Here is a 13538-nt window from a genome sequence, read left to right as displayed (position 1 = left end):
CGCAAAACCATACATTTCCTACACACAAACCACACAAAGCCCTCAAGCATTTCGAGTGATAATATTGGTTCTCATTACCGCCGGCATGAACGCCGGCTCTATCACATCAAGGAAGTTTCTGTGCTCAGACCGTTGTCTCCGGCAATCGTGGCAGCTGCACTCATCGCCTTGGCGGGTTGCCAGAACCGCCCTGCCTCCGAGCAGGACAAGCAGGCGCGCAAGGCATTCGTCAGCGACATGCAACACGTACTGAAGCTGGGCATCGCCACAGCAGATACAGGCAAGCAGGTTGGCGTGGTGATGCTGAATGTCAAACTCGACCAGCACTCCGCCCCCATCAGTTGCAAAACCAGTAAAGCACCGATGAAGTACGAAAGAGCATTACCGGCCGACCTGGTCCGCTCAGACTTCAACGCATTGGCCAACATGGTCGAGGCGCAATGCTGGAAGACCATCTACCCCGTGGTGCCCAAGTCGATGCGCGACGAGGACGGCACGACGGAAATACGAGCGCCGCTGTTCGTGGATCTGCCCGCTGCCGCCCAGGCACTGGATACCCCACGGCGCCAGGCCAATGCACAACGTGAGTTCTTCTGGCAGCACCTGTTGCGCGACCAGCCGGTAAACAGCATCGGCCGGGCCTCGCTCTATTACGAGGCGAATGCGCAGGGCAAGGTCCAAGGCTGCCTGGTACAAATCTATCCCCACCCGAACCGGCCGGATGACTTTCGTCTCGATGGCAGGCTGCAAGCCGAACTCACCAGCCGCTGCATGGTGCTTGACCTGAGCAGCCTGCCGGGCTTCAAGGCCGACATGCACGGCAAAGCCGAAGGCTACAGCGAACTGGAGTACGCCCCCTGGAAGGTCGGCCGGCTGTAAACCGTTATACCGGTTGAATCAGGTATCCCGAGGTCGCCCTCGACAAAGCACCTTTTTGCACCCGGTTATCTACTGGCAAGCACAACAATGATGGCGCGGCCCGACCGCGCCACGTTCATCATGGCTGCCAATGGAACCGGAGAGCACCCGCATGTCCGCACCTCACGAGGTATCCCCCGCCACCCTGCGCAGGGTGATCGCCGCCTCGGCCATCGGCAATTTCGTCGAATGGTTCGACTTCGCCGTGTATGGCTTTCTTGCCACGCTGATCGCCAGCCAGTTCTTTGCCAGCGAAGACCCCAGCGTGGCGTTGCTCAAAACGTTCGCGGTGTTTGCCGTGGCCTTTGCCCTTCGCCCGCTGGGCGGGATCGTGTTCGGCGCGCTGGGCGACCGCCTGGGGCGCAAGCGCATCCTGTCGCTGACAATCCTCTTGATGGCCGGCTCCACCACCCTGATCGGCCTGCTGCCGACCTACGCCAGCATTGGCCTGGCAGCCCCCGTGCTGCTCACCCTGGCGCGCTGCCTGCAGGGCTTTTCTGCCGGTGGCGAGTACGCGGGGGCCTGTGCCTACTTGATGGAGCACGCACCTAACGACAGGCGTGCGTTTTACGGCAGTTTCGTGCCGGTCTCGACCTTTTCCGCCTTCGCCTGCGCCGCAGTGATCGCCTATGGGCTGGAAGCCAGCCTGTCGGCCGAGGCAATGAATGCCTGGGGCTGGCGCGTTCCATTCCTGATTGCCGCGCCGCTGGGGCTGGTCGGTCTGTACCTGCGCTGGCGCATGGAAGAAACCCCGGCATTCCGCGAAGCCGTCGCCCAAGGCAAGGAACATGAGCATTCGCCGCTCAAATACACCCTGCGTCACCATGGCCGGGTCATTCGCAACCTGGGGGCGTTCATCTCGCTGACCGCCCTGTCGTTCTACATGTTCACCACCTACTTCGCCACGTACCTGCAACTGGTAGGCAACCTGACCCGCGCACAGTCGCTACTGGTGACCACCGTGGCCCTGCTGTTCGCCGCCGTCGGCTGCCCGCTGGCCGGCGCGTTCTCGGACCGAGTGGGGCGGCGCAAGACCATCGGCTTTACTTGCCTGTGGGTGATGCTGTGCGTGTTCCCGGCATACTGGCTGGCCAGCTCTGGCTCGATGTCGGGTGCACTGCTGGGGGTGATTCTGTTGGCGGTGGGCGCGTTGTGCAGTGGCGTGGTCACTGCGGCGTTGCTGTCCGAAAGCTTCCCAACCCGCACCCGCTACACCGCTTCGGCGATTACCTACAACGTGGCCTATACGCTGTTTGGCGGCACCGCGCCGTTGGTGGCGACCTGGCTGATCGGGCAGACCGGCAGCAGCCTGGCACCGGCGTTTTACCTGGTGGTGATTGCGCTGGTGGCGCTGGTGGGCGGGTTGGCGTTGCCGGAGACTTCGCGGATTTCGTTGCATGATGAGGGGGGGGTAGACGGCGTGCAGTCTGGAGTTCGTAGTACTGTCTGAGATCGTCGGGGCTGCTTTTGCAGCCCATCGCGACACAAGGCCGCTCCTACAGGGAAATACGCAATCCTGTAGGAGCGGCCTTGTGTCGCGATGGGCCGCAAAGCGGCCCCTGGCTCTCAGCCCTCTTGCGCCTCTTCCCGCCGATACGCCCACTGATACAACGCAGGCAGAACCAGCAACGTCAACGCAGTAGAAGACAGGATCCCACCAATCACTACCGTCGCCAGCGGCCGCTGCACCTCAGCCCCGGTCCCCGTGGCCAAGGCCATCGGAATGAACCCCAGCGAAGCCACCAGCGCGGTCATCAGCACCGGCCGCAAGCGCGTCAAGGCGCCCTCTTCTACCGCCACCCGCAACGGGCGCCCTTCTTCGCGCAGGCCACGGATAAAGGCGATCATCACCAGCCCGTTGAGCACTGCCACCCCCGACAGGGCAATGAAACCCACACCCGCCGAGATGGACAACGGGATGTCCCGCAACCACAGCGCCAGCACCCCACCGGTCAGGGCAAACGGAATACCGGTGAACACCAGCAAGCCATCCCTGAGGTTATTGAACATCATCAGCAACAGTGCCATGACCAGCAGCAAGGCTACCGGCACCACCACCTGCAGGCGCTCGGTTGCCGATTGCAACTGTTCGAACTGCCCACCCCAGCGTGTCCAGTAACCCGGTGGAATCTGCACCTGCTGGATCAGGGTCTGTTCGGCATCCTCCACGAACGAGCCCAGGTCACGCCCGCGAACGTTGGCGCTGACCACCACCACCCGCTTGCCATCCTCGCGGCTGACCTGGTTAGGCCCCAGTTGCAGGTTCAACGTGGCCACCTGAGACAGCGGGATAAAGCCGATTTGCGCAGCGCCCGCAGTGGCACTGGCCGGTACCGGAATCAGCAGGCTGGAAAGCCCGTCCACATCCGTGCGCAAGGTTTCGGGCAGGCGCACCACCATGTCGAAGCGCCGGTCGCCTTCATACAGTGTGCCTGCCGTGCGGCCACCCACGGCAATGGCGATGGCGTCCTGCACGTCGCCCACGTTCAGGCCATGGCGCGCCGCCTTGTCGCGGTCGATGTCGATGGTCAGCACCGGCAGGCCGGTGGTTTGCTCCACCTTCACCTCGGACGCACCCGCGACACCTTGCAGGCTGCTGGCGATTTGCGCGGCGGTGCGGTTGAGCACATCCATGTCATCACCGAACAACTTCACCGCCACATCGCTGCGCACCCCGGAAATCAGCTCGTTGAAACGCAACTGGATCGGCTGCGACAGCTCGTAGTTGCTGCCCGGTACGCTGGCGGCAGCACGTTGCACCTCGGCGATCAGTTCGTCACGCGGCTTGCCCGGATCTACCCACTGCTCGCGCGGGCGCAACATCACATAGGCGTCGGAGATGTTCGGTGGCATCGGGTCAGAGGCGATTTCGGCAGTACCGGTACGGGCGAACACCCGCTCCACCTCCGGCACCTGGGCGATGATCGCCTGCTCCAGGCGCTGCTGCATGTCCACCGACTGCGACAGGCTGGTACCCGGCACACGCAGGGCCTGCAAGGCAAAGTCGCCCTCGCTTAGGCTGGGGATGAACTCGCTGCCCATGCGGCTGGCCATGACCCCGGACAACAGCACCAGGGCGGCAGCGGCGGCAAACGCCACCTTGCGCCGGCCCAGCACCCAGGCCAGCACCGGCGCATAACGCTGGCGCGCCGTGCGCATCACCAGGCCTTCTTCTTCCTTGACCTTGCCGGTGACGAACAGGGCAATGGCCGCCGGCACGAACGTGACCGAAAGAATCATGGCGCCGAGCAAGGCCATGACCACGGTAAAGGCCATGGGGTGGAACATCTTGCCCTCGACACCGGTCAGGGCAAAGATCGGCAGGTACACCACCATGATGATCAACTGCCCGTAGATCAGCGGCCGGCGCGCCTCGCGGGCGGCGGCGAACACTTCATGGAAGCGCTCGCTGCGGGTCAGCATGCGGCCATGGCGTTGCTGGGCATGGGCCAGGCGGCGGATGGCGTTTTCCACGATCACCACCGCACCGTCGACGATGATGCCGAAGTCCAGCGCGCCTAGGCTCATCAAGTTGGCGCTGACCTTGTTGCTGAACATGCCAGTGAAAGTGAACAGCATCGACAGCGGGATGACCATTGCGGTGATCAGTGCGGCGCGGATGTTGCCCAGGAACAGGAACAGCACGGCAATGACCAGGATGGCCCCTTCGATCAGGTTCTTCTTCACCGTGGCGATGGCTTTTTCCACCAGGTTGGTGCGGTCGTACACGGTCACCGCCACCACCCCCTTGGGCAGGTTGCGGTTGATCTCGACCAATTTGGCGGCGACCGCCTGGGACACCGTGCGGCTGTTCTCGCCAATCAGCATGAACACCGTGCCCAGCACCACCTCCCGGCCATTTTCGGTGGCCGCACCCGAGCGAAGCTCTTCGCCCAGGCCAACCTCGGCAACATGGCTGACACGGATTGGCGTGCCATCGACGCTGGAGATGACAATGTTGGCGATGTCTTCGGCCGACGCCACCTGGCCCGGTGCGCGAATCAGCAACTGTTCGCCATTGCGCTCGATGTAACCGGCGCCGACGTTGGCGTTGTTGCGTTCCAACGCCGCGATCAGGTCATTGAGGGTGAGCTTGTAGGCCGCCAGGCGTTTGGGCTCCGGCGCAATCAGGTATTGCTTGGCATGGCCACCAATGCTGTTGACCTCGGCCACCCCCGGCACATTGCGCAGCTGTGGCTTGATGATCCAGTCCTGGATCACCCGCAGGTCGGTTGGGGTGTAGGGTGTGCCGTCTTCCTTGAGCGCCCCCTCCTCGGCTTCCACCGTCCACAGGAAGATTTCCCCCAGCCCGGTGGAGATCGGCCCCATGCCCGCTTCTATCCCCTCGGGCAATTGCTCGCGAGCCACTTGCAGGCGCTCGTTGACCAACTGGCGGGCGAAGAACACGTCGGTGCCATCATCGAAAATCACCGTAACCTGCGACAAGCCCGAACGCGACAGCGAGCGGGTCTGCTTCAGCCCAGGCAGGCCAGCCATGGCGGTTTCGATGGCAAAGGTGATGCGCTGCTCGGTCTCCAGCGGCGAATAACCGGGGGCGGCGGTGTTGATCTGCACCTGGACGTTGGTAATGTCCGGCACAGCGTCGATCGGCAGTTTCTGGTAGCTGTGGATACCCACCGCGGCCATCAGGACCACGGCCAGCATCACCACCAGGCGCTGCTCGATGGCGAATTGAATCAGGCGTTCGAACATGCAGGTGTCCCCGTGATCAATGGCTGTGCTCGGCCGAGCCTTTGCCCAGCTCCGACTTGAGGACAAAGCTGCCGGCGGCCGCTACCTGAGTACCGGCGGCCAGGCCGCTGAGAATCTCTACCTGGCCAGCATCGCGGCGGCCAGTCGTTACCGGGCGGGCCTCGAAGCCTTCCTCGGTGCGGGCAAACACCACGGTCTGTTCTTCCCAGGTTTGCAGGGCGTTTTCCGGCACCGTCACGGCGGCCTTGAAGCGCTCGACGCTGACAGCAATGTTGACGAACAGCCCTGGGCGCCAGGCCCCGTTGGGGTTGGCCAGGGTGGCGCGCACGGTAGCGGCGCGGTTCTGCTCACCGAGCAGGCTGCCGACGTAGTTGACCTTGCCCTCGACCTGGGCGCCCAGGTCCGGCGCACTGACCGTGACATCGCGGCCAGTCACGACCTTGCCAAGGTCACGCGGGGCCACGGCGAAGGTGGCCCACACACGGCTCAAGTCAGACAGGGTGAAAGCGTTGCTGGTCTCGTCAACCACTTCGCCTGCAGTCAGGTGCTTTTCCACGACCACCGCATCGAATGGCGCACGTAGCTCATAGCGGTTACCGGCACCGGCCGGGCCCACGGCGGCGACCTTCTGCCGGGCGTTGGCCAAGGCGATCTCGGCCTCCTGCAATGCCTGGCGCGCCTGCAGGTAATCCTGCTCGGCGCTGATGCGCTCCTGCCACAGTTGCTGTTCACGCTGGAAGGTCAGCCGCGCCAGCTCCAGACGACGCTGGGCGGCCTGCTGCTCGCTGCGCAGGTCGGAGATCTGCTGGCTGGCGATCACCGCCAGCACCTGGCCGCGCTTGACCGCCTGGCCCAGCTCGGCGTGCACCGCCTCGACGACGCCCGGCACACGGGGGACGACGTGGGCGGTACGGTCCTCGTCAAAGCGGATTTCACCTGGGAAGCTGATGGCGATGCCCAACTCACGGGGGCCTGCGGCAGCCAGTTGCACGCCGGCGGCTTCGATCTGGGCGATGGACAGGTGCAGCTGGCCTTCTTCTTCAGCGTGCCCCTCCTCGGCATGGCCCTCAGTGGCCTGCTCTGCGGCGTGGCCGTGGCTGTCTTGGCCATGATCGTCGTGCCGGGCTTCGGCTTTCGACGCCTGGCCGAGGTTGCCGGTCCAGGCCAGGCCGCCAAGGCCGAGTGCGGCGACGGCGGCGGCCAGAAGGGCTAGCTTGCGTGGGTTAGTCATTGTTGCTCCTGCTATTCGGTGTGTTGCTCAGGCCATCGAGGTCGCCGTAGATCCGCTCGACTTGCGCGCGCGCATCGGTCGCCGAGGCCAGCGCCTCGAGGTACAGCCCGCGGGCCTCGATCAGCGTGCGCTGGGCGTCGAGTACATCGAGAAAGGCGAACTTGCCCATTTCAAAACCGCGAGTGGCGGTATCCACGGCCTGCTGCGCAGCGGGCAGGATGGTGCGGTCATAGGCCTGCACGTCCTGCATCGCCGTGGCCCACTGGCTCACGGCACTGCGGGTTTCACTGCGCAGGCGCAGTTCCACGGCGTTGCGCAGGTCACGCGCCTGGTCGGCACGGCGCGCAGCGGCCAGTACATTGCCCTGGTTGCGGTCGAACAACGGCAACGGCATGGACAGGCCAACCACGTTCACCCGCTCACGGTCCTCACGGCTGTACTGGCTGCCAAGGCTGACGGTGAGGTTGGGAATACGCTGGGCCTTTTCCGAACCCAGGGAAGCATCGCCGCGCTCGACCTGCGCAGCGGCCAGGCGCCATTCGACGGTCTGTTCGACCTGCTCAAGCAAAGCGTCGGCGTTGGGCGCAACGCCCGGCGAAAGGTTGGCGGCCTGCAGCTGGTCGAAACCTGCCAGCGGGCTGCCGGTCAGGCGGGCCAGCGCCTGGTAGGCCACGCTGCGCTGGGTGCGTGCGCGGCGCACTTCGGCCTGGGCCTGGGCCAGCTGCACCTGGGCACGGGTGGCCTCTACCGGCGATGACTGGCCCGCAGTGACCCGCCCTTGCACAACCCGCAGCCCGCGTTCAGTCAGTGCCTGCGACTGCTGCGCCAGCTCCAGCGCGGTCTGCGCGCGCAAGGCTGCATGAAAGGCCTGCACCACATCGGCCCGCAGGCCGTTGCGCTGGCGCTCCAGGTCGAGCTGGGCAATGGCCTGGCCAGCACCGGCCACGGCGATACGTGCCCCGCGCTTGCCGCCCAGCTCCAGCGGTTGGCTGAGGGTGACGGTGGTGGTGCTGGTGTCACGGCGGGTGTCCTCGACTTCCCAGGCCAGCTCGGGGTTGGGGAGCAACCCGGCCTGGCGCCGTTCACCTTCGGCAATGCCGATTTCGCGGCCGGCCGCAGCCAGCTCCGGGTTCTGGGCAAAGGCGGCGGCAAGCGCCTGGGGCAGGCTCAGGCTCTGGCTGGCCTGGGCGCTGGTGGCACCGGCCAGCAACAGGCAGAGCAAGGCGATCTTGCGGGGGATGGGCACGAATCAAGTCCTCTCGGCGAAGCGTTGGCGAGGGACTGTAGAAAGGGTTGGTTATCGGGGCGGTGGCGGCAACATTACAATTTTGTAATCACCAACGCAGTTCGATAATCGCCCACTTTCCCGGTGCGAAGTGGCTGTCCAATTGACGGAACTAACCAGTCAGTACAAAACTAAGCGCATCCAACAACAACAAAGTGATGCCCGTCATGAAGCCCCTTATTCTCGTGCTCAACGGCCCCAACCTGAACATGCTGGGCACCCGCGAGCCTGCCCAATACGGCCATGAAACCCTTGCCGACCTGGCTCAAGGGTGTGCCGATACTGCCCATGCCCACGGCCTGGAAATCGAATTCCGCCAAACCAACCACGAAGGCGAACTGATCGACTGGGTCCACGCCGCCCGTGGCCGTTGCGCCGGTATCGTGATCAACCCTGGCGCCTGGACCCACACATCGGTCGCCATCCGCGATGCCCTGGTGGCCAGCGAGCTGCCGGTCATCGAAGTGCACTTGTCCAACGTGCACAAGCGCGAGCCGTTCCGTCACCTGTCGTTCGTCTCTTCCATCGCCGTCGGTGTCATCTGCGGCCTGGGCAGCCATGGCTACCGCATGGCCCTGAGCCACTTCGCCGAAATGTTCCAGGAGCGCACGGCATGAGCCAACAAGCCATCCTCGCCGGCCTGATCGGCCGCGGCATCCAGCTGTCGCGCACCCCCGCCCTGCACGAACACGAAGGCGACGCGCAGGCCTTGCGTTACCTGTACCGCCTGATCGATGCCGACCAGTTGCAACTGGACGACAGCGCCCTGCCCGGCCTGCTTGACGCCGCGCAGCACACCGGTTTTACCGGGCTCAACATCACCTACCCATTCAAGCAGGCGATTCTGCCGTTGCTCGACGAGCTGTCCGACGAAGCCCGTGGCATCGGTGCGGTGAACACCGTGGTGCTCAAGGACGGCAAGCGGGTCGGCCACAACACCGATTGCCTGGGTTTTGCCGAGGGCTTGCGCCGTGGCCTGCCCGACGTCGCGCGGCGCCAGGTGGTGCAGATGGGCGCTGGCGGTGCAGGCTCGGCCGTGGCCCATGCCCTGCTGGGTGAAGGGGTCGAGCGGCTGGTGCTGTTCGAAGTGGACGCTGCCCGTGCACAGGCATTGGTAGACAACCTGAACGCTCATTTCGGCGCCGGTCGTGCCGTGGTCGGCACGGACCTGGCCACAGCATTGGCCGAAGCGGACGGGCTGGTCAACACCACCCCGGTGGGCATGGCCAAGCTACCGGGCACCCCACTGCCGGTAGCGTTGCTGCATGCACGCCTGTGGGTGGCGGAAATCATCTACTTCCCCCTGGAGACCGAACTGCTGCGCGCGGCCCGGGCACTGGGTTGCCGCACCCTGGATGGCAGCAACATGGCCGTGTTCCAGGCGGTGAAGGCGTTCGAGCTGTTCAGCGGGCAACAGGCGGATGCGGCACGGATGCAGGCGCATTTCGCCAGCTTCACCTGACGGTTATCAGCGGCAAGCCCGCGAACGCTGAACTGTAGCGGCGATGAGGCCGGAACTGACCGCCTATGCTTGAAGTCAGTCCCTTTATGCGCACGTCCATGAAGACCTCCATCGCCCTCGCCATCCTGGCCCTGATCGCCGCCGCCGCCCTGCTCGGCTCACCGTGGATGAACCAGCGCTTCCACATGCCTGCAGAAAAAACCCAGGCTCAACAACGCGAAACGGCCGGGTCCCCAAGGGAGCCGGCCGTTTCCAAACGCGAGTGACGCTTAGTGCTGCTTGCTGCCAGAGCGGATCTGGTGCACCACACCCATTGCCACCACGATCGCCGCAGCGATACCGGTAGAGATCACCAGGATCTGGTAGTCAGGCATGAAGGCCATGGTTACCAGGGCGGCCACGATGAACGCGATCACCAGGTAGGTCAGCCACGGGAACAGCCACATCTTCAGGCGTACTTCCTTGCCCTCGGCAATCAGCTTGCGGCGCATGCGCAGTTGCGAGAAGGCGATGACCAGGTACACCAGCAGGGCAATCATGCCGGTGGTGTTCATCAGGGTGTCCAGTACGTCTTTCGGGCGCAGGGTCTCGCTGAAGTTGATCAGCGCACACACCACGGCCACGGCGCACGAGCCCATGATCGCGTACACCGGTACACCGGTGCCGGCGCGGGTGATCTTGAAGAACGAAGGCGCGTCGCCACGCTGGGCCAGGGAGAACAGCATGCGCGAGGCGGTGTAGTGGCCGGAGATCAGGCAGCTGCTCACCGAGGTCAGCACCACGAAGTTCATCAGCAGTTCGGCATACGGCACGCCCAGCAGTTCCAGGGTACGGCGGTAGGCACCGTAGCCGGAGACGCCCAGGTGCGGGTCGTTCCACGGTACCAGGCAGACGATCAGGAAGATCGAGCCGACGTAGAACAGGCACACACGCCAAACCACCGAGTTGGTCGCCTTGACGATCTGCGCCGCAGGGTCCTTGGCTTCGGAGGCCGCGATCGTGACGATTTCGGCGCCGAGGAAGGCGAACATCACCCCGAGCAGGGCACCGATCACGGTGGTGATGCCATTGGGCATGAAGCCTTCGGCGGTGAGATGGCTGATGCCACGCACCTCACCGAACTGCCAGACGCTCATCACGGCAGCGGTACACACGATCAGGAAGCAGACAATCGCAATCACCTTGATCAAGGCGAACCAGAACTCGAACTCACCGTAGTGCTTGACGTTGAAGAAGTTGACGGTGATCAGCAGCAGGGTCGTGGCCAGCACGAACACGTTGACGCTGACGTCAGGGAAGAAGCCATGCAGGATCTTGCCCGCCACATAGGCTTCCCAGGCCATGAGGATGACCCAGTACCACCAGTACAGCCAGCCGATGGTGAAACCGGCCCAACGGCCAATGGCGCGGTCGGCGTAGGTGGAGAACGAGCCGGTGTCTGGCGAGGAAGTCGCCATTTCACCCAGCATGCGCATGATCAGCACCACCAGGATGCCGCCTGCCAGATAGGCCAGGACAGCGGCTGGGCCGGCGCTGTGGATCACGCTGCCGGAACCGACGAACAAGGCGCCGCCAATAACCCCGGCGATCGACATCATCGTCAGGTGGCGCGACTTCAGCGAGGCACTGAGCTTGCTCTCGTGCCCGCTTTTCGCGGTGGTGGTTGTGGATGTTGCGTCCATCAGTTGTGTACCCCGTGCTTCTTTTTATCCAAGGAAAACTGTGAAACCCCGATGGCTGGCGATTTCACCTGTACATCAGTGCTAATGCGGGCAGGATGGTGTGAACAAACACACGCAGGCCCTCCATGGCGGCCTGCTGACGCGCCCCAGGGCGACTGCCTGGCGCGAACTGAACATGCTTTATGTGGCGATATCCGACACCTAATGTAAAAATGTCCGACGCAGAGAGCCATGCACAGTGGCATGAATCTCGCACTGCACTGTACAGGTCGCCCTTGCAGTACACCCTGCAAACGCCAGGCGATACGCACCCTGAAGGCCACGAATGTTCGAATTACATCCAGACTCCTCAACCCCGCTGGTCAACCAGATCATCGACGGGCTGCGCGAGCTGATCGACAACCAGACCCTCAAGCCAGGCGCCAAGGTCCCGTCGATCCGCGCCTTTGCCGCGAGCTATTCGGTGAGCACCTTCACCGTGGTCGAGGCCTACGACCGGCTGGTCGCCCAAGGGCTGTTGGTGAGCCGTGGCAATGCGGGGTTCTTCGTCAACCGTGCGGCGGGCGAACTGCTGGAACAGCACAACGCCGAGGCCGACACCAGTCGACCAACGTTCAACTCCGAGTGGTACCTGCAGCAGATCTTCGAAATCCGCCAATTGCCGTACAAGCCGGGGTGCGGCTGGCTGCCCAACGACTGGATGTACGAGGACGGCCTGCGCCGTGGCCTGCGCCAGGTAGCCGGCAGCCCACTGGAACTGTCGGGCTACGGCGACCCCATGGGCCTGATGGAGCTGCGGGCACTGACTGCGCAGAACCTGCAACAGGAGTTGTCGATCGTCGCCAACCCGGCGCAGCTGATGCTCACCCACGGCGCCAGCCAGGCCCTGGACCTGGCCGCACGCACGCTGGTGCGCCCTGGCGACGTGGTGCTGGTGGACGACCCCGGTTACCCCAACCTGATGAGCATCCTGCGCACCCAGGGCGCCACCCTGGTCGGCGTGCCGCGCACCCCCGCCGGCTACGACCTGAACCAGCTGGAGCAGCTGCTTACCCACCACCGCCCAACCGCGTTCTTCACCCAGCCGCACCTGCACAGCCCGACCTGCTCGCGCACCCCACTGCCGCAGTTGCACCGGCTGTTGCAACTGGCCAGCCAGCACGGTTTCCGCCTTGTGGAGAACAACCTGTACGCCGACATGGTCACCGAGCCGCAACCGTGCCTGGCCAGCCTCGACCACTTGCAACAGGTGGTGTACGTGGGTAGTTACTCCAAGAGCATTTCACCCAACGTGCGGGTCGGCTACATGCTGGCCAACCCCGAACTGATGCAGAAATTGCTGCACCTGAAAATGCGCTCGGGCCTGACCACCTCGCAGGTGATGGAGCGGGTGGTGTACGCGGCGATCATCGACGGGCGCTGGCGCAAGCACCTCAAACGCCTGCGCCAGCGCCTGGCCGAGGCGCATCAGGAAGTTGGCCGGCATCTACATCGATTGGGCTTTGAACTGTTCACCGAATCGGATGAAGGCATGTATATCTGGACCCGCCATCCAGCGATTCCGGACAGCGCGGCGTTGCTGGATGACGCGCTGGAGAAAGGCATCATGCTCGGGCCTGGGCAGTTGTTCATGGTCGATGCCAAGGCCACCGGGTGGATGCGGTTCAATGTAGCGTTCAGTACCGATCCGGCGATGTGGGAGTTGTTGGAGAAGGTCTTCGTCAAGCATGTGCGGCGGGGTGGGATGTAGGGGCGTCGGTGTTGCCGGGATGTTCGCCTTGAAATTTTCGGCGCCTGTCATATCGATTGCCTATAAGTGGGGGTATGGCTAAAACAAACTTTTGATGCTGCATGCCCCTACCCGAGGTCTCAATGTAACAATTCCATCTTAGCAAACACAGTTTTCCTCTAGAGTATTTCTCTCTCCCGAACCTAGTGATCAGGAGAGAGCAATGACCTCCCGCACGACCATGACAGCTTCAGAAATTAGTAAAATTTGTTCACCAGCTCCATTCCGGTATGACTTTTCAGTATCGGTGCTGGTAGCTGGGATGCCGAAGCTAAAGCACAAAACATCATAAACAGTATCGAAGCGACTCGTCCCCTGCCCCACCTGGACTGAAGCATTATCTGGACAGCCACTATTCAGCAATTGATGCTCGTTACTCTGACAATCTAAGCATACTGCAGGCCAAGCGGCAATTCCTGCTAAAACCTCAAGAAAAAATCATCCACAAGGGCCTACCC

General features: G+C 63.4%; 10 protein-coding genes. 6 read left to right on the top strand and 4 right to left on the bottom strand.

Annotated features, from left to right (window positions below; translation table 11 throughout):
* Positions 1-120: 120 nt before the first annotated feature.
* Positions 121-879, top strand: a complete 759-nt coding sequence (locus AB5975_20275) for a hypothetical protein (GenBank protein XDR18898.1) — start codon at positions 121-123, stop codon at positions 877-879.
* A gap of 151 nt (positions 880-1030) precedes the next feature.
* Positions 1031-2368: an MFS transporter gene (locus AB5975_20270; GenBank protein ID XDR18897.1), complete on the top strand. Its 1338-nt coding sequence runs from the start codon at positions 1031-1033 to the stop codon at positions 2366-2368.
* A 116-nt stretch (positions 2369-2484) separates the two neighbouring features.
* Here AB5975_20270 and AB5975_20265 read toward each other — a convergent pair whose 3' ends face one another.
* Genes AB5975_20265 through AB5975_20255 form a run of 3 tightly spaced genes read right to left on the bottom strand, consistent with a single transcriptional unit; the run spans position 2485 to position 8108 of the window.
* Entirely contained in the window at positions 2485-5631 is a 3147-nt protein-coding gene (locus AB5975_20265) for an efflux RND transporter permease subunit (protein ID XDR18896.1), read from the bottom strand.
* A 16-nt stretch (positions 5632-5647) separates the two neighbouring features.
* A complete protein-coding gene (locus tag AB5975_20260) occupies positions 5648-6862 on the bottom strand; it encodes an efflux RND transporter periplasmic adaptor subunit (GenBank protein ID XDR18895.1) in 1215 nt (404 codons plus the stop codon).
* Positions 6855-8108: a TolC family protein gene (locus AB5975_20255; GenBank protein ID XDR18894.1), complete on the bottom strand. Its 1254-nt coding sequence runs from the start codon at positions 8106-8108 to the stop codon at positions 6855-6857. Before AB5975_20255 ends, AB5975_20260 begins: the two co-directional genes overlap by 8 nt.
* 206 nt (positions 8109-8314) lie before the next feature.
* Between AB5975_20255 and aroQ the strand changes: the two genes are divergently transcribed.
* The 3 genes from aroQ (at position 8315) to AB5975_20240 (ending at position 9875) form a co-directional block, all read left to right on the top strand.
* Positions 8315-8764, top strand: a complete 450-nt coding sequence (aroQ, locus tag AB5975_20250; protein ID XDR18893.1) for a type II 3-dehydroquinate dehydratase — start codon at positions 8315-8317, stop codon at positions 8762-8764.
* Positions 8761-9609: a shikimate dehydrogenase gene (locus tag AB5975_20245; protein XDR18892.1), complete on the top strand. Its 849-nt coding sequence runs from the start codon at positions 8761-8763 to the stop codon at positions 9607-9609. Before aroQ ends, AB5975_20245 begins: the two co-directional genes overlap by 4 nt.
* Before the next feature lie 86 nt (positions 9610-9695).
* Positions 9696-9875 carry a hypothetical protein gene (locus tag AB5975_20240; protein ID XDR23004.1) on the top strand — a complete coding sequence of 60 codons (180 nt, stop codon included), beginning with the start codon at positions 9696-9698 and terminating at the stop codon, positions 9873-9875.
* A gap of 3 nt (positions 9876-9878) precedes the next feature.
* Here the strand turns inward: AB5975_20240 and AB5975_20235 are convergent, their stop codons facing one another.
* Complete coding sequence (locus tag AB5975_20235; GenBank protein ID XDR18891.1) at positions 9879-11291, bottom strand: amino acid permease; 1413 nt, start codon at positions 11289-11291, stop codon at positions 9879-9881.
* Positions 11292-11616: 325 nt separating this feature from the next.
* Between AB5975_20235 and AB5975_20230 the strand changes: the two genes are divergently transcribed.
* A complete protein-coding gene (locus AB5975_20230; protein XDR18890.1) occupies positions 11617-13041 on the top strand; it encodes a PLP-dependent aminotransferase family protein in 1425 nt (474 codons plus the stop codon).
* Positions 13042-13538 lie beyond the last annotated feature (497 nt).

Origin of the sequence: Pseudomonas putida, from assembly GCA_041071465.1 — a bacterium.
GTDB lineage: Bacteria > Pseudomonadota > Gammaproteobacteria > Pseudomonadales > Pseudomonadaceae > Aquipseudomonas > Aquipseudomonas putida_P.
The sequence above is the reverse complement of the archived record's forward strand: the minus strand, read 5'-3'. Positions and strand labels throughout refer to the sequence as shown.

Excerpts from the sequence above, each read along its gene's own strand:
- AB5975_20260 (XDR18895.1), bottom strand. The coding sequence starts at position 6,862 with ATGACTAACCCACGCAAGCTAGCCCTTCTGGCCGCCGCCGTCGCCGCA.
- AB5975_20270 (XDR18897.1), top strand. The coding sequence starts at position 1,031 with ATGTCCGCACCTCACGAGGTATCCCCCGCCACCCTGCGCAGGGTGATC.
- AB5975_20230 (XDR18890.1), top strand. The coding sequence starts at position 11,617 with ATGTTCGAATTACATCCAGACTCCTCAACCCCGCTGGTCAACCAGATC.
- AB5975_20240 (XDR23004.1), top strand. The coding sequence starts at position 9,696 with ATGCGCACGTCCATGAAGACCTCCATCGCCCTCGCCATCCTGGCCCTG.
- AB5975_20235 (XDR18891.1), bottom strand. The coding sequence starts at position 11,291 with ATGGACGCAACATCCACAACCACCACCGCGAAAAGCGGGCACGAGAGC.
- AB5975_20245 (XDR18892.1), top strand. The coding sequence starts at position 8,761 with ATGAGCCAACAAGCCATCCTCGCCGGCCTGATCGGCCGCGGCATCCAG.
- aroQ (XDR18893.1), top strand. The coding sequence starts at position 8,315 with ATGAAGCCCCTTATTCTCGTGCTCAACGGCCCCAACCTGAACATGCTG.
- AB5975_20265 (XDR18896.1), bottom strand. The coding sequence starts at position 5,631 with ATGTTCGAACGCCTGATTCAATTCGCCATCGAGCAGCGCCTGGTGGTG.